This is a genomic window from Phyllobacterium myrsinacearum (assembly GCF_014138285.1).
In the GTDB taxonomy this organism is placed as follows: Bacteria; Pseudomonadota; Alphaproteobacteria; order Rhizobiales; family Rhizobiaceae; genus Phyllobacterium; species Phyllobacterium myrsinacearum_A.
Genome location: NZ_JACGXN010000001.1, coordinates 1,649,701 through 1,665,628 on the forward strand (window position 1 = coordinate 1,649,701; position 15,928 = coordinate 1,665,628).

General features: G+C 56.8%; 18 protein-coding genes. 10 read left to right on the forward strand and 8 right to left on the reverse strand.

All coding sequences use genetic code 11. The annotated features are described in order from the left end of the window. Positions 1-7 precede the first annotated feature (7 nt). From FHW16_RS08210 to tsaD, 3 genes are read right to left on the reverse strand one after another with little or no spacing between them, the layout of a single operon-like run. Complete coding sequence (locus FHW16_RS08210) at positions 8-298, reverse strand: YciI-like protein (protein ID WP_182548579.1); 291 nt, start codon at positions 296-298, stop codon at positions 8-10. Between the two features lie 30 nt (positions 299-328). Then, positions 329-1,315, reverse strand: a complete 987-nt coding sequence (locus FHW16_RS08215) for an NAD(P)H-dependent glycerol-3-phosphate dehydrogenase (RefSeq protein WP_182548580.1) — start codon at positions 1,313-1,315, stop codon at positions 329-331. After that, positions 1,312-2,391 (reverse strand): tRNA (adenosine(37)-N6)-threonylcarbamoyltransferase complex transferase subunit TsaD, encoded by a 1,080-nt coding sequence (gene tsaD / locus FHW16_RS08220; protein WP_182548581.1) that lies wholly within the window; start codon positions 2,389-2,391, stop codon positions 1,312-1,314. Before tsaD ends, FHW16_RS08215 begins: the two co-directional genes overlap by 4 nt. A gap of 96 nt (positions 2,392-2,487) precedes the next feature. Here tsaD and hemC point away from each other — a divergent pair, with 96 nt between their 5' ends. The 8 genes from hemC (at position 2,488) to FHW16_RS08260 (ending at position 9,674) form a co-directional block, all read left to right on the forward strand. Beyond that, on the forward strand, positions 2,488-3,417 hold the full coding sequence (gene hemC, locus FHW16_RS08225; RefSeq protein WP_182548582.1) for a hydroxymethylbilane synthase: 930 nt from the start codon (positions 2,488-2,490) through the stop codon (positions 3,415-3,417). Beyond that, positions 3,417-4,142, forward strand: coding sequence for a uroporphyrinogen-III synthase (locus FHW16_RS08230; protein WP_182548583.1), 726 nt, complete (start codon positions 3,417-3,419; stop codon positions 4,140-4,142). Before hemC ends, FHW16_RS08230 begins: the two co-directional genes overlap by 1 nt. A gap of 90 nt (positions 4,143-4,232) precedes the next feature. After that, positions 4,233-5,570 carry a COG4223 family protein gene (locus FHW16_RS08235; RefSeq protein WP_182548584.1) on the forward strand — a complete coding sequence of 446 codons (1,338 nt, stop codon included), beginning with the start codon at positions 4,233-4,235 and terminating at the stop codon, positions 5,568-5,570. 6 nt (positions 5,571-5,576) lie between these two features. After that, complete coding sequence (locus FHW16_RS08240) at positions 5,577-7,295, forward strand: heme biosynthesis protein HemY (RefSeq protein WP_182548585.1); 1,719 nt, start codon at positions 5,577-5,579, stop codon at positions 7,293-7,295. A 156-nt stretch (positions 7,296-7,451) separates the two neighbouring features. Beyond that, complete coding sequence (locus FHW16_RS08245; protein WP_182548586.1) at positions 7,452-7,802, forward strand: ArsR/SmtB family transcription factor; 351 nt, start codon at positions 7,452-7,454, stop codon at positions 7,800-7,802. Continuing rightward, the gene (locus FHW16_RS08250) at positions 7,792-8,262 is read left to right on the forward strand and encodes an SRPBCC family protein (RefSeq protein WP_182548587.1); all 471 of its coding nucleotides are present in this window, start codon (positions 7,792-7,794) and stop codon (positions 8,260-8,262) included. The genes FHW16_RS08245 and FHW16_RS08250 overlap by 11 nt, the downstream gene beginning before the upstream one ends. Before the next feature lie 189 nt (positions 8,263-8,451). Further along, the gene (locus tag FHW16_RS08255; protein ID WP_182548588.1) at positions 8,452-8,928 is read left to right on the forward strand and encodes a TerB family tellurite resistance protein; all 477 of its coding nucleotides are present in this window, start codon (positions 8,452-8,454) and stop codon (positions 8,926-8,928) included. An 11-nt stretch (positions 8,929-8,939) separates the two neighbouring features. Next, the gene (locus FHW16_RS08260) at positions 8,940-9,674 is read left to right on the forward strand and encodes a glutamine amidotransferase (RefSeq protein ID WP_182548589.1); all 735 of its coding nucleotides are present in this window, start codon (positions 8,940-8,942) and stop codon (positions 9,672-9,674) included. Positions 9,675-9,679: 5 nt separating this feature from the next. Here the strand turns inward: FHW16_RS08260 and FHW16_RS08265 are convergent, their stop codons facing one another. Both FHW16_RS08265 and aqpZ read right to left on the reverse strand, forming a co-directional pair. Then, positions 9,680-10,921 carry an MFS transporter gene (locus FHW16_RS08265; protein WP_182548590.1) on the reverse strand — a complete coding sequence of 414 codons (1,242 nt, stop codon included), beginning with the start codon at positions 10,919-10,921 and terminating at the stop codon, positions 9,680-9,682. 148 nt (positions 10,922-11,069) lie between these two features. Further along, positions 11,070-11,759, reverse strand: a complete 690-nt coding sequence (gene aqpZ / locus FHW16_RS08270) for an aquaporin Z (RefSeq protein WP_182548591.1) — start codon at positions 11,757-11,759, stop codon at positions 11,070-11,072. Positions 11,760-12,016: 257 nt separating this feature from the next. Between aqpZ and FHW16_RS08275 the strand changes: the two genes are divergently transcribed. Further along, a complete protein-coding gene (locus tag FHW16_RS08275) occupies positions 12,017-12,307 on the forward strand; it encodes a YggT family protein (RefSeq protein ID WP_182548978.1) in 291 nt (96 codons plus the stop codon). A gap of 7 nt (positions 12,308-12,314) precedes the next feature. Continuing rightward, positions 12,315-12,638 (forward strand): DUF167 family protein, encoded by a 324-nt coding sequence (locus FHW16_RS08280; RefSeq protein WP_182548592.1) that lies wholly within the window; start codon positions 12,315-12,317, stop codon positions 12,636-12,638. Here FHW16_RS08280 and ppa read toward each other — a convergent pair whose 3' ends face one another. From ppa to typA, 3 genes are all read right to left on the reverse strand, one after another. Continuing rightward, on the reverse strand, positions 12,639-13,175 hold the full coding sequence (gene ppa, locus FHW16_RS08285) for an inorganic diphosphatase (RefSeq protein ID WP_091879537.1): 537 nt from the start codon (positions 13,173-13,175) through the stop codon (positions 12,639-12,641). 221 nt (positions 13,176-13,396) lie between these two features. Beyond that, positions 13,397-13,903, reverse strand: a complete 507-nt coding sequence (locus FHW16_RS08290) for a GNAT family N-acetyltransferase (protein ID WP_182548593.1) — start codon at positions 13,901-13,903, stop codon at positions 13,397-13,399. 147 nt (positions 13,904-14,050) lie between these two features. Continuing rightward, entirely contained in the window at positions 14,051-15,880 is a 1,830-nt protein-coding gene (gene typA, locus FHW16_RS08295) for a translational GTPase TypA (protein ID WP_182548594.1), read from the reverse strand. Positions 15,881-15,928: the final 48 nt, after the last annotated feature.

The window sequence follows — 15,928 nt, forward strand, 5'->3', positions numbered from 1 at the left end:
TTTGAACCTATTTGTTGTCCGGATTTTTGATTGCCCAGTTCCAGGGGCGGATATCGACGGCGGCGAACAATCCTGCCTTGGCGTAGGGATCGCCGGCAGCAATTTCCCGTGCACCGGCGATATCCGCTGCCTCGACAACGACAAGGCTGCCATTGGGCTTTGAATCATCTCCGAGAAAAGGTCCTGCGAATTTCAGGCGGTCACCAAGACCGTTGAGATACTCAAGATGTGCGGCGCGCGTGTCGAGGCGCACTTGCAAGTGGTCAGGCTTGTCGTTGCAAAGTAGGGCATAGAGCATTCATTTTCTCCGATACGGACAACCAGATTTCTAATCTTCGTTTTTAAGCGGCCTCGCAAGCAGGGCTTCGACCGCTTCATCAATTGTAATGCTGCGATCCAGAATTCGTGCGACCGCTTTGATGATGGGGGCCTCGATACTGTGCCGGGCGACGAGTTCCGCAGCAATAGCCGCTGTTGCCACGCCCTCGGCCAATGGTCGGCCGGTCAGATCATCGCCCCGACCAAGTGCGAGGCCGTAAGAATAGTTGCGCGATTGGGTTGTCGAGCAGGAAAGCAGCAGATCACCAAGACCGGAAAGGCCCATGATCGTTTCGGATCGGGCGCCAAGAGCTTGACCAACCCGGCGCAATTCAACAAATCCGCGCGTAACCAGCGCGGCCTGTGCGCTGGCGCCAAATCCTCGGCCAATGGCCGCGCCGGCGGCAATAGCGAGTACGTTTTTCAGGGAGCCGCCAATTTCAACGCCGACGAGATCGTCGGTCGAATAGCAGCGGAATTTCGGTCCGGAGAGTGCAGAGGCAATACGGTCGGCCATGGCTTGGCTTTCTGCAGCAACGGTGACGGCAGTTGGCAGACCTCTCGCCACGTCGCTGGCAAAGCTTGGGCCCGACAAGGCAGCGAGAGTCTGGTCTGGGATGATCTGCTTGACCAGATTGGACATCAGCAGTCCACGCTTGCGGTCGATGCCTTTGGCGCAGATGATCAAGGGGATCGATCGAGGGATCAACACCTTCAATTCTTCGAGGGCGTCAGCCATGGCTTGCGCCGGAATCACACAAAGAATGAAATCGCAATCCGAAAGGACGTCTTTTGTTTGTGTACTTGCGGTCAATGTCGGGGAGAGATCAATGCCGGGCAGATAGGATTCATTGCGGTGACCGGCGTTGATGGATTCAACAATTACAGCGTCGCGGGCATAGAGGCGCACGTAGTGTCCGTTGCTTGCTGCCATAGAGCCAAGTGCCGTACCCCATGCACCGCCACCAAGGACAGCGATATTGTGTCTGGCGGTCATGCCTTGGCTCCTCTACGCCCGGCACCGATCAAAGGTGCCGATTGCATATCCAGCGGCCAGCGCGAGCGCGGCGCGATATCAAGCGAATCGGCGGTCATATTCTCCGCCCGTTCCGCACCGGCCCAGGCAATCATCGCAGCATTGTCGGTACACAGTGCCATGGGCGGAGCAATGAAGCGAAAGCCGTTGCCGGCGCACAGGTTTTGCAGGCAGGCACGCAACACCTTGTTGGCGGCAACGCCACCGGCAACAACGAGTGCCGGCTCCGCCACCTCAGGAAAAACGGTACGGAACCGCGCGAGCGAGCGGGATACGCGGTCATTCAGTGTATCGGCAACGGCCGCCTGAAATGCGGCGCATATATCGTTGACATCGCTCTGCGACAACGGCTCGAGTGTGGTTGCCAGCTGGCGTACCGCTGTCTTGAGGCCGGAGAAGGAAAAATCCAGCCGTTCTTCACCCTTCAGCGGTCTTGGTAGTAGAAACCGGCTGGAATCGCCCAGCAGGGCTGCTTTTTCAACTTCCGGTCCACCGGGATAGGGCAGGCCAAGCAGTTTGGCGGTTTTATCAAAGGCTTCGCCCAAGGCGTCATCAATGGTCGTGCCAAGCCGTTCGTAATCGCCTAGTCCCTTGACCAGCACCATCTGGGTATGGCCGCCGGAAACCAGCAGAAGCAGATACGGAAAATCGATCTGGTCGGTCAAGCGCGGTGTCAGCGCATGACCTTCCAGATGGTTGATGGCATAGAATGGTTTTTGCGCGGCCATTGCGATGGCTTTGCCGGTCATCAGGCCGACGATCAATCCGCCGATGAGGCCAGGGCCCGCCGTTGCAGCCACCGCATCCACATCGTCAAGCGTCATCTGGGCTTCGTGCAAGGCTTGACCGATCAGACGGTCAAGCACTTCCACATGGGCGCGTGCGGCAATCTCGGGCACCACGCCGCCGTAGGGCGCGTGGTCGTCAATCTGGCTCAGAACCACGTTGGAGAGAATCCGTCCGTGACCGTTATGGTCGCGTTCCACGACCGCAGCGGCCGTCTCGTCGCAGCTTGTTTCTATACCCAAAACCCGCATCGATGACCCTGACATCCTTCGTCGCATTGCCCGTTGCACAAAAGCCCGTTAGTTAGGGCCAAATAATTCGAACTCGCGTAACACGGACTGCGACTAATGCAAACAAAAACGCTCAAGATCGGTACACGTGGGAGTGCTCTCGCGCTTGTACAAGCCCGTGAGACGCGTGATCGGCTGGTTAAAGCCCATGGTCTGCGCGAAGAGGATATCGAGATCGTCGTGATTTCGACCAGCGGTGACCGGATTCAGGATCGTCCATTATCGGAAGTTGGCGGCAAGGGACTGTTCACCCTTGAGATCGAAGAGCAACTGGTGGATGGCCGCATCGACCTGGCCGTGCACTCGTCCAAGGACATGGCGACTTTCCTGCCGGAGGGCCTGCACCTTTCGGTTTTCCTTGAGCGGGAGGACCCGCGCGATGCGTTTATTGGGCGCACTGTCAAAACGCTGATGGAGCTGCCTCTGGGCGCCGTTGTCGGCTCCGCATCCCTGCGGCGTCAGGCGCTGATTCTCCGATCAAGGCCGGATTTGAAGGTTGTGAATTTCCGCGGCAATATTGACACCCGGCTGCGCAAGCTCGCTGATGGGCAGGTCGATGCAACTTTTTTGGCCTATGCGGGTCTGCGCCGCCTCGGTCTTGGCGATGCGGCGACTGCCCTGATGGATGTTACAACCTTTCCACCGGCACCCGGACAAGGGGCGATTGCGCTGGAAACCCGAATCGGCGATGAGCGAATCGATGCGCTGATTGCACCGCTCGATCACTTTGAAACGTCGACGGCACTGGCCTGCGAGCGCGCATTTCTCGGTACATTGGACGGCTCGTGCCGCACACCGATCGCCGGTCTTGCGACGGTTTCCGGTAAGACTCTCACGTTCCACGGCATGATTCTGCTGCCGGATGGTACGGAAGCCCATGAGGTAACTGGTGAAGGCGCGGTTGCAGATGCCGCCGCGATTGGCAGGGATGCAGCGGCGCGCGTCCGGGCAAAAGCCGGAGCCCATTTCTTTACGGATTGGCTCTGATGGAAAAAACGGTTCTGGTCACACGGCCCTTGCCAGCTGCGACCAGAACCGCCGACCGACTGCGCGCGCAAGGTTTTGCGCCAGCACTTTTGCCGCTCACACAGATTGTTCCCCTGAATCCGACAATGCCTGAAGGTATGTTCAACGCCGTTGTGGCAACAAGCGCCAATGCGCTGGTACATGCCAGCGAAGAATTACTTGCGCCGTTTCTCCAACTGCCCTGTTTCACCGTGGGTGATGCAACTGCAGATGCGGCTCGTGCCCGTGGCTTTGAGACAGTTACGACGGGGGACAGTGACGGGGAATCGCTGGCTGAAACGATTGTCGAAGATCTCTGTTCGGGCGGTTCGCTGCTTTATCTAACCGGTCATGTCAGATCTCCAGAATTTGAGCGCGCAGTGAAGAGCGCGGGGTTCCTCTGTTCATCTTTGGCGATCTACGATACGAATTCAGTCAGTTATACAACTGATTTTCTGATGAGGTCGCTTGGTTCAAAACATCTTGATTGTTGTTTGCTCTATTCGCGTATGAGTTCGGAGGTCTTCTCAAGCCTGATCGATGAGCTGAAATTAACATATCTATTTGAAAATACGATGTTTTTATGCTTATCACGACGCATTGCCGACGGTATTTCCGGCCTACAAAATCCGATTATAAAGGTTGCCGCTCGGCCTGACGAGGATGCATTGTTTGACCTGCTGATGCGAGAGCTGGGCGGCCGATAAATGCAATCGTCGCTCAGCGGCGTTTCCCAAATGGAACTTCCCTGCTAGCTTGGGGTTTCAGTCAACCCAATTGTTCTGAAGAGAGTATCCATGGCCAAATCATCCGTTCCCCGTCATTCGAAGTCAGCCCGAAAGCCTGTGACGATTGAACTGGAGCCATCGGATGTTGTGAAGAGTTCCTCCGCCAGTGGAAATGTTCCTCAACCGGAACCTGTTGGGTTCAGTCCTGACGCCAGCGTCAAGCCGCAGGAACCAAAGCGCGAGCCAGAGAAAGCAGCGTCGATTAAGAGTGAAAACACACCCAAAACGGAAAACGCATACCAGCAAGGCGCGTCATTCGGCAGGTCGCCGTCCACCGACCAGCCGAAGCCAGCTGTTTCTGCATCTGTTACCGTCCCGCAGAAGGTCAATGATCCGCTGGGGCGCCTGACGTCAGGGCTGATTGGCGGTGTTGTGGCGCTGCTTGGCGCTGCAGCTCTGCAGTGGGCCGGTGTACTGCCTTCACCCAAGGCCGATCTCTCAGCTGTGGAACAGCAGATTGCGGAACTGCGCAATGCTGCACCACCGAAAGCGGCGCTCGACGAGGGTGCGCAGGTTGCGCTCAATGGCGCGGTAGAAAATGCCAAACAGGCTTTGGGTCAGGTGTCTGGTCTGGCCGATGAATTGAAGATGGTGAAGCAGAGTGTGGCAGACGCCCAGGCAAACGCAGGCAGCGCAGGAGGGGGTACAGTTGACACCAGTGCCATTGATACGCGCATAGCCTCGTTGGAAACACAGCTCGCCGCCAGCCAGCAGAAAGCCGAGCAGGCTGCAGGCGCTCTTGCAGGTGAAGCGCAGGCATCGGCCGCCTTGCAGACACGTCTCGATGCCCTTGAAACGAAGGTTCAGGATGACGCCGGCCAAAACAACATGGCCTTGGCCATCGCGGCCACAGGATTAAAGTCAGCCATTGACCGGGGCGGGCCTTTCGCGGCGGAGCTTGATACCTATCTTGCTGTTGCGCCTGCTTCCGCTGATGTGGAGGGGCTTCGGGCCACCGCCTCGGCGGGTGTTCCAACGGTCAGCATGCTGGCGAGCCAGTTCGATAATGTGGCCACAAAAATCATTGCGACCACGCGAACCGTCGATCCCAATGCCGGTATTCTCGACCGGCTGTGGGCTAGTGCTGAAGGGTTGGTGCAATCGCGGCCGGTAGGGCTCATCGAGGGCGAGGGCGTGGATGCCATAACGGCGCGTATCGAGGCGCATCTCAATGCTGATGATCTCGCCGCTGCCCTTGCGGATTGGGACAAACTGCCGGACTCAGCCAAGGCGGTTTCGACGGATTTCGCCAATGCCATGCGTGCCCGACAAAAGGCTGGCGACGTCGTGTCTGCGGCACTCTCCAATGCATTAACCGGTATCAAAACACCGGCTGCGGCACAGTAAGGGAAGATGATCATGATCAGAGTCCTGTCTTTCCTTCTCGTTGTACTGGTGCTTGGTTTCGGCTTTGCCTGGCTTGCCGACCGGCCTGGAGATCTCGTCATCACCTTTGCTGGTATGCAGCACAAGGTCAGCCTGATGGTGGCCGCATCGGCCATAGTGGCGCTTGTGGCCGGTGTCATGCTTGTCTGGTGGATAATCAAGAGTGTTGTCGCTTCTCCCTACGCCTTGCGCCGCCACTTTCGTGCCCGCAAGCGTGACCGCGGCTATCAATCCCTGTCGACGGGTTTGATTGCAGCCGGAGCGGGAGACGGGCAAACAGCGCGGCGCATGATCAAACAGGCAGAGAAGTTGCTGAATGTCGATCAAGAGCCGCTCATCAAGCTTCTGGACGCACAGGCAGCCATGCTGGAAGGGCGCACGGATGATGCGCGGACTAAATTTCAGGCCATGCTTGATGATCCGGAAACCAAGCTTCTGGGCCTGCGGGGCCTCTATCTGGAAGCGCAGCGGCTTGGTGCACGCGAGGCATCCAAGCAATATGCGGAACAGGCAGCACTTCTCGCGCCCAACGTGGAATGGGCCGCTACAGCTGCACTCGGTCAGAAGACAGCACACGGCGACTGGGATGGCGCTCTGGAATTGCTCGAAAAGCAGAAGTTGACCAAGCAGATCGACAAGGACACAGCCAAACGTGAGCGTGCTGTTCTCCTGACCGCCAAGGCGATCGATACGTTCGAGAGCGATCCGGTCGGATCGAAACCCATCGCCATTGAAGCCAATAAACTGGTGCCCGATCTGGTTCCCGCCGCGATTGTTGCAGCCAAAGTGTTGTTCCAGCAGGGTGACTTGCGCAAAGGATCAAAAATTCTCGAGCACGTCTGGAAGAAGGAACCGCATCCGGAAGTGGCGGAAACATACGTCCATGCGCGGCTGGGTGATTCCGTCTTCGATCGCCTGAAGCGTGCCCGCCATCTGGCGGGGCTCTACCCGCATCATCCGGAATCCAGCCTCGCCATTGCCCACGCGGCGCTGGCCGCTGGTGAGCTGAAGGAGGCGCGTGAGGCGGCAGAGACGGTCCTGCGCACCGCGCCGCGCGAAAGTGCCTATCTGCTGCTGGCCGATATCGAGGAAGCACAGACGGGCGATCAGGGGCGCGTGCGCCAGTGGCTCTCCCGGGCCGTCAAGGCGCCCCGTGACCCCGCCTGGACTGCGGACGGCTATGTTTCAGAGCGCTGGGCTCCCGCCTCCCCGGTGACAGGCAAACTCAATGCGTTTGAGTGGAAGGTTCCGGTCGAACAGCTTGGAACCGTGATTGATGCGCGAGAGGATTTTGACAGTGCGCTTGCGGCTAGACCTATCCAGACGCCGTCCAGGCGCGAGGTCAGCGAACCGTTGATCCGGGAGAAATCGGTGATCGTGGCGGCTGAGAAGCCCGTTTCGCGGGTGATTGAACCGAATTCGGATGTTACAGATGCGGAGGTCGTATCGGCTGAACCCGTTTCGAAACCTGCACCATCAAAGCCAGTTGAGGCATCGCTGACGGTCGCGACCGAAGAACAGCAGGCGCATGAGCGGATTGCATCGGTATTGCCTCCGCTGCCGGAAAAGGTGGCGGCTGCACCGGCGGATGATGAGGAAAAACTGATCATTCCGGTGCCGGATGATCCCGGAGTACTGCCAGACGATGAGGAAGAGCGGCCAAACAAGAAGTTTCGGCTCTTCTAGGCCAGAGCCAGCACAATAACGATTAGCCCGACATATCCGGCAATCCGACCAGTTCGCTGATGGCAATGCCTCCTCGCGGGCATTGAATCGGTGTATCGCCATCGCTGCACGCGATTTAGTTTGCCAAATGGGATAGTTTCCTTTATGGTTTTCCATATGGAAAACTATCAAACATCACTCGATGCAGCTTTTCACGCCCTTGCTGATCCGACCAGACGGGCAGTTATCAGTCGCCTGACGAGGGGGCCCGCGCCGGTCAAGGAACTGGCGCAACCCTTCAATATGGGACTGCCGTCGTTCATGAAACATCTTCGGGTGCTTGAGGCGGATGGACTGATCCGTTCCAAAAAGGTCGGTCGCGTCCGCACCTGCTGGGTGAACACCGAGAGGCTAACGGCGGCCGAGTCCTGGCTCTGCGAGCAGCGTGCGCTTTGGCAGGCCAGAACGGACCGGCTTGCTGATTATGTTGAAACCCAAATGTCGGGGAGTATTGAAGATGCCGGCTGAAGAATCCGAATTGACCATTGCGCGTTTCATCAATGCGCCGCCAGCTCTCGTCTGGAAGGCGTGGAGTACGCGCGAGCACCTGGCGAAATGGTGGATACCCGCCCCTATCGAATGCAAGGTGATCAAGCTTGACCTCCACCCCGGCGGCGCGTTCGAGACGCGCATGCGCGAGGGCGGCGGCGAATTCCAACCGCACGTCGACGGCTGTTTTCTGGAAATCATTCCCGAAGCTAAACTGGTTTTCACGACGGTCCTGACCGAGGGGTGGAAACCGGTCGAACCTTGGCTGGCATTGACCGCAATCATAACATTTGAAGCAGAGGGAAGCGGCACCCGCTACTCGGCCCGCGTTCTGCATAAAAACCCGGCAGACTCCCGAAAGCATGAAGAAATGGGATTCCACGATGGTTGGGGAACCACGATCGACCAACTCGCGGTTTTTGCCGAACGATTGAAGTGAATGGGTAACCGGATCGCGGACAGCGCGTCAGGCTGCGTAATGAACCTTTGAACCCGCAGCCGGTGTGTCGATCATAACACGTTAATTTCAATAGCGGTCTTTGCGGCAAGATGCACAATGGCGGGGCCTCGTCAGCCGAGCTATCAGTTGATTCGGGCCATTGGTAACAACGCTGAGAGATCCATATTTATGCTCGACCGCCTCGTAACTTTCTTCAAGGCTCTGCCATCCGGCGAGAGTGGAAAAGGGCATTTCTCCAGAAATGATCCGCGTCTTGCTGCGGCAGCATTGATGTTTCATGTCATGGATGCGGACGGCGAGCGGCGCAAAGTCGAGCGCAAGCGCCTGTCGCAGTTGATTTCCGAAGCCTATGGTCTCAAAGGCGAAGCGCTGAAAAGGCTGCTTGAAGACAGCGAACAGGCGGATCAGGAAGCGGTGGATCTCTATAGTTTCACCAGCGTGCTCAAACGCAATCTTGACGAAGAGGCGCGAATTCACTTCATTGAACTGATGTGGGACGTGGTTTTCGCCGACGGATCCGCGCATGAGCTGGAAGAGAACGTCGTCTGGCGTGTGGCGGAACTCATCGGTGTTTCATCTCGTGATCGTGTAACGGTGAAGCAGAAAGCAGCCCTTCGTGCCAAACAGGCGGTGCAAGAGGAATAGGAAACGCAAGAATGTTCCAGACAGACTGGATGGAGAACCGGCAAGTGAAACGCCCGAAAATCCTTACGGTACTGCATCAGGAACGTTCCAGCCCTGGCCGGGTCGGCCAGTTGCTGCTGCAATCCGGTTTTGATCTTGATATCCGCCGCCCGCCACTTGGCGATGATTTGCCGGAGACGCTGGAAGGCCATGCGGGCGCCGTCATTTTTGGCGGCCCGATGAGCGCCAATGATCCGGATGAGTTCGTTGCCCGCGAAACCGACTGGCTTTCCGTACCGCTTGCGGAAAACAAACCCTTTCTCGGTATTTGCCTTGGGGCCCAGATGCTTGCCAAGCATATTGGCGGTTCAGTGGGACCGCATCCCGAAGGTCTGGTGGAGATCGGATGGTACGAACTCGAAGCGACCGAGGCCGGCAAGTCTCTGATGGACTGGCCGTCGATGGTTTACCACTTCCATCGGGAGGGTTTTGACCTGCCAAGCAGCGCCACGCTTCTGGCAACGGCCAAAGCTTATCACAATCAGGCTTTTCGCTACGGCGAGAATGCCTGGGGTGTACAATTCCATGCCGAGTTGACCCGCGCGATGATGCAGCGCTGGGTGGTGCGCGGTTCAGAGCGCTTTACAATGAACAACGCGCAACAGGGCCGAGAACATCTGGAAGGCCGTCTGGTCTATGACGCCATGCTCAAGGCCTGGTTGCAGCGCTTCCTCGAAACGATTTTCGGCGCGCCGGTTCTTGCCTAAAGAGCCTAGGTTCTGCCTTGCAGATTGCGCGCTTTGCGCAGTTGCGGGAACCAGTAAGCCCAAAGACCTGCCACCGCGATTGTGCCGACACCACCGAAGACTACGGCGGGGACTGTGCCTATCAGCGACGCCATGATGCCGGCGCGGAATTCACCCAACTCGTTCGAGGCCCCGACAAACACCATATTGACCGCGTTGACGCGGCCGCGCACATGGTCCGGTGTCCAGAGCTGCAGGAGCGTTTCCCTGATATAAACGCTGATCATGTCGGCGGCGCCCATCAGTGCCAGCAGCGCTATGGACAGCCATGCCAGATTGGATACGCCAAACATGATGGTGAGTAAGCCGAAAAGCGCGACGAACAGAAACATGATCATGCCTGCGTGATCGCGGATTGGATGGCCCGCCAGCCAGAGCGCTGTGAGAATGGCACCGATGCCAGGCGCTGCGCGCAACATGCCAAGCCCCCAGGGCCCAAGCTGAAGGATATCCCGGGCATAAACGGGTAGAAGTGCTACAGCGCCGCCCAGAAGCACTGCGAACAGATCAAGTGAAATAGCGCCGAGAACGACCTTCTCTTTCCAGATATAGTGGAACCCGGCCATCAGTGTCTGGAATGACTTCTTTTCAGTCAATGTGTGCTGGGTAGGTTTGGGGATGGAGAAAATGCAGATTGTTGCGGCGGCCAGCAGGATTGTCGCGATGCTGTAGGCGATGACCGGCGACAAGCCGTAGAGCAGGCCGCCGGCAACTGGGCCAACGATCGTGGCAATCTGCCAGGCCGAGGAATTCCAGGACACGGCGTTCGAGAAAACCTCCGTCGGCACAAGGTTAACGACGAGAGAGGCCGAAGCTGGGCCGAGAAAGGCGCGTCCCACACCAAATCCCGCGAGAATGGCAAACACGGCAAGAGGCGTGAACATGTGGGTGACTGTCAGCAGGAGCAGCACGGCCGCGCAGATCATTTCCGCAGCAAGGGCGAGGCCCATGATGAACCGGCGGCCAAAGCGGTCTGCCGCAGCGCCGGTGACAAGGACCAGCAGCAATGATGGGGCGAACTGCACAAGTCCGACAAGCCCGAGATCAAAGGGATCGCGCGTCAGATCATAAATCTGCCAGCCAACAGACACGCTGATAATCTGGATAGCAAAGGATCCGAAGAAGCGGGACAGCCAGTAGCGGGTGAAAGATGAATGGCGAAAGGCGGCATAACGATCATGAGCCGCATTCGTTTCAGGGAGGGTCATTTCGATGAAAGGCTCCGGAATCTGGAGATTTCTTCTAGAGCAATTCACCACCAAAGGGGATAGCAAATGCGAAATATTATAGTGTTGCACCCTCAGATAAAAATGGGCCGGATAACCGGCCCAAATCAAGTGTGAAAAGATCGAAGTCTCAGTCTTTACCGAGAAGCGCCTTCCAGATGATTGCACCAACAATGGCGCCAACAAGCGGAGCTACCCAGAAAAGCCAGAGCTGGCTGAGAGCAGCAGTCTCCGCGAACAGTGCGACACCGGTGGACCGGGCCGGATTGACAGAGGTATTCGTTACTGGAATCGACACCAGATGGATCAGGGTCAGCCCCAGACCAATCGCGATTGGCGCAAAGCCTGCCGGAACCGAAGAAGATGTTGCTCCAAGGATGATGATGATGAAGAAGGCAGTAAAGACAACTTCTGCAATCAGAGCCGCAGTCAGTCCATAGCCGCCCGGAGAAAGCTCACCGTAGCCGTTGGAAGCAAAACCTTTGACGCCGGCGAAATCCGCCTTGCCCGAGGCGATCAGATAAAGCACCGCCGCCGCAGCGATCGCGCCGACAACCTGCGCTATCCAATAAGGGATAAGATCCTTGAAGTCGAAGCGTCCCGCTACGGCAAGGCCAAGCGAAACAGCGGGATTGAAGTGGCCGCCGGAAATACCGCCGACCGCATAAGCCATGGTTAGAACCGTAAGACCAAACGCAAAGGAAACACCAAGCAGACCGATACCAACGCCCGGAAATGCAGCGGCAAGCACGGCACTGCCGCAACCGCCAAGGACGAGCCAGAATGTACCGAAGAATTCGGCTGACAGTTTATTGAGCATGGAAACCCCCTAGATAAATGCTTGCCGGAACTGCCCGACTCACAACTATAAGTTATTCCTGTTTTTAAAATTCAACAATAACGTTCAATTGTACATCAATGGATGCTGTTGTTCCGCCAATGAGCAAAGCCTTCGGAAGGCGAATACTTGGATGGGAAGTGAAAAAGGGCGCTGCTGTTTTGAAGCCTGCAAACCTGCTGCCTCTTGCCCGAAGGCCAGCCAATCGCTACATGTCGCGTGATTATCAGGAGAAACCTATGCTCGCTCTTATCCGCACGATTGATCTGGCCCTCGATATCTATACGTGGATTCTGATTGCCAGTGCGATCTTCTCATGGCTGTACGCGTTCAATGTGATCAATTCGAGCAACAGGTTTGTCGCCTCGATCGGTGATTTCCTTTATCGGGTGACCGAGCCTGCCTTGCGTCCGATCCGGCGCTTTCTGCCTGATCTTGGCGGTATCGATATTTCGCCGATCGTGTTGCTGCTGATTATCTTTTTCCTTCGTCAGTTCCTCTGGACAACGATTGCGCCGCTGCTGGTCTAATCCTGTTTTGAGCACAGCATTCTTTCGCAAGGAGCGTGACTGCATCACGCTCTTCGTACGGCTGACGCCAAAGTCAGCGAGGGATGCGATTGAAGGTGTAGAAGAAACGGATGATGGCAGGGCGCATTTGAAAGCCCGGGTACGGGCAGTACCGGAAGACGGCAAGGCCAATGCTGCGCTGGAAAAGCTGCTGGCAAAATGGCTTGGAGTGGCCGTGCGGGATGTCAGCATTGGCGCAGGCGCAACATCGCGGCTAAAACAGATAAAAGTTTCGGGCGACCCGGAAGCGCTGGCTGTGAAGCTCGCAGCGCTCGGATCGCCCGAAGAATAATCAGGCCTTCTTGGCGTTGTGACGCTCGATGGCTTCGGTGATCAGCTTGCGCGCCGCATCCTCATCACCCCAATCGCCAATCTTCACCCATTTGCCGGGCTCCAGATCCTTGTAGTGTTCGAAGAAATGCTGAATCTGCTTCAGTGTGATCTCCGGAAGGTCCGTGTAGTTGTGGACTTTCTCGTAACGCAGGGTCAGGTGCGGCGAGGGCACGGCAATGATCTTTTCATCCTGACCCTTGTTGTCTTCCATCACCAGAACGCCGATCGGGCGTACATTGATGACGCTGGTTGGCATCAGGGCACGGGTGTTGCAGATCAGGACATCAATCGGATCACCATCGTCCGACAACGTATGAGGCACAAAGCCGTAATTGCCCGGATAGGTCATCGGTGTGTGCAGGAACCGGTCGACAAACAGTGCGCCGGAATCCTTGTCGAGTTCGTACTTGATCGGCTGGCCGCCGACTGGAACCTCGATGATTACGTTGACATCTTCAGGAGGATTATTGCCGACCGAAATGGCATCAATGCGCATATTTTCAGAGTCCTTGTTGGTTTGGGAGTGCTGTAAAGATTTTTATGGCATGACGCAAGAATTGCGTCGTCAATCCATGTCCCAAAGGGGGAGTGATAGGCCCATTCTGTGGAAATAAGTACATAAAAAGACAATGAACGCCAGATATGGCAATGCCAAGGGCCTCATGCGGCACGGGGAAGATGAAGCGGGGGTAGCTTTTACGGGCGGCATGCCGACAATCAGTTCCAGACGAAGGCGATTTTCTTTAAGGTCTTGCCCTCAAAACATTCGACGCCTTCGGCTACATCCTTGCCGCCTGCATTTTCGTAGAAACTGATCGCAAGATCATTGTCTTCAAGAGCCCAGATAACCATACCCTTGAGGCCTTGGTCGACAAGGCTCCGGCGAGAAGCGCCCAGTAGCCGTGTACCCAGACCCAATCCCTGATATTCGGGACGGATGTAAAGTTCGTAGATTTCACCCTTTTGCGGCAGCTGTCGTGCCCGGTTGGGTCCCAGTGTGGCATAACCTGCGACGATGCCGCCAATATCGGCAACGAGAATTTGTGTGGAGCGGCGAATGGCTCTCGCCCACCAGTCCGCACCGCGACGGTGCAACATGGTATTGAGTGAACGATGGGGAATGATGCCCCGATAGGCACCTTGCCAGGCAGCCAGATGCACGGCGGAGATTGCGCCCGCATCGGCCAGTTCTGCTCGTCTGATCTCGGTCACATGGGTGTTCATGATTTCTTAACCATAGACCCGGCAGTCAGGACTTCGCAACTGGCATTCAAAACGATTTTTTGCGTCTTGCACCAAAAAGAAAATGGCACAAAAAAGAAGAGCGGCGAAAATCGCCGCTCTTCCGGTCATTGAATGGTTGAGGCCGTTTTACGCAGCCCCGGCAGTCTTGCTGCTCTTCTCAAAACGCTTGCGTTCGTTCGGATCAAGGTAAAGCTTGCGCAGACGAATGGATTTCGGTGTGACTTCAACCAGTTCGTCATCCTGAATCCATGACAGGGCGCGTTCCAGCGTCATGCGGATCGGCGGTGTCAGCTTGACCGCTTCATCCTTGCCGGCGGCCCGGATGTTGGTCAGCTTCTTGCCCTTGAGCACATTCACTTCCAGATCGTTATCACGTGAGTGAATGCCGATGATCATGCCGGCATAAACCTTCGTGCCGGCTTCGATAACCATCGGGCCGCGATCTTCGAGGTTCCACATGGCGAAGGCAACCGACTCGCCCTGATCGTTGGAGATCAGAACGCCGTTGTTGCGGCCAGCGATTTCACCCTTGAAGGGCTCATAGGCGCGGAACAGACGGTTCATGATGGCGGTGCCGCGTGTATCGGTCAGAAGTTCCGACTGATAGCCGATGAGACCACGGGTCGGTGCGTAGAATACCATGCGGACGCGATTGCCGCCGGATGGACGCAGCTCGACCATTTCGGCCTTGCGCTCGGACATCTTCTGCACGACCGTGCCCGAATATTCCTCGTCAACGTCGATGAGAACTTCTTCGATCGGTTCAAGCAGGTTGCCGTCTTCGTCTTTTTCCATGACGACGCGCGGACGCGATACGCCAAGTTCGAAACCTTCGCGGCGCATGTTTTCGATGAGAACAGCAAGCTGCAATTCGCCGCGGCCGGACACGAAGAACGAATCCTTGTCACCGGATTCTTCGACTTTCAGCGCAACGTTGCCTTCGGCTTCCTTGAGGAGGCGGTCACGAATGACACGGCTCGTTACCTTGTCGCCTTCGGTACCGGCAAGCGGAGAATCGTTGACGATGAAGGACATGGTGACGGTTGGCGGATCGATCGGCTGAGCGTGGAGCGGCTCGCTGACATCCGTTGCGCAGAACGTGTCGGCAACCGTGCCCTTCTGCAGGCCGGCGATAGCAACGATGTCGCCCGCATGCGCTTCGTCAATCGGCTGGCGCTCAAGACCGCGGAATGCGAGAATCTTCGAGATGCGGCCGGTTTCAAGCTGGGTGCCGTCGCCATGCAAAACCTTGACCTGCTGGTTCGACTTGACCGTGCCCGAATGAATGCGGCCGGTAATGATACGGCCAAGGAAAGGATCGGCCTCGAGAATCGTACCGATCATCTTGAACGGACCTTCGCCAACGGTAGGCGCAGGCACATGTTCAAGAACCATGTCGAAGAGTGCCGACAGACCCTGATCCTGCGGACCTTCCGGGTTGCGCGCCATCCAGCCATTGCGGCCTGAACCGTAGAGGATCGGGAAGTCGAGCTGTTCATCCGTCGCGTCAAGAGCGGCAAAGAGATCGAAGACCTCATTGACGACTTCTTCGTGACGCGCGTCAGGACGATCGATCTTGTTGATGGCAACGATCGGACGCAGGCCGACCTTGAGCGCCTTGCCGACCACGAATTTGGTCTGTGGCATCGGGCCTTCGGCAGCGTCAACGAGAACGATCGCGCCATCCACCATGCTCAGAATACGTTCGACTTCGCCGCCGAAATCAGCGTGGCCTGGGGTGTCGACGATGTTGATGCGTGCATCCTTCCAGACGACCGAAGTGGCTTTGGCGAGAATGGTGATCCCGCGTTCCTTTTCGATGTCGTTCGAATCCATCATGCGTTCGGCAACGCGCTGGTTGTCACGGAAATTGCCGGACTGTTTCAGAAGTTCGTCAACGAGCGTGGTTTTGCCATGGTCAACGTGTGCGATGATCGCGATGTTGCGCAGTTTCATGAGTTTCTCTTTTGGAGGATTGTGGACGCTCACATGCTGGCGCCGCTT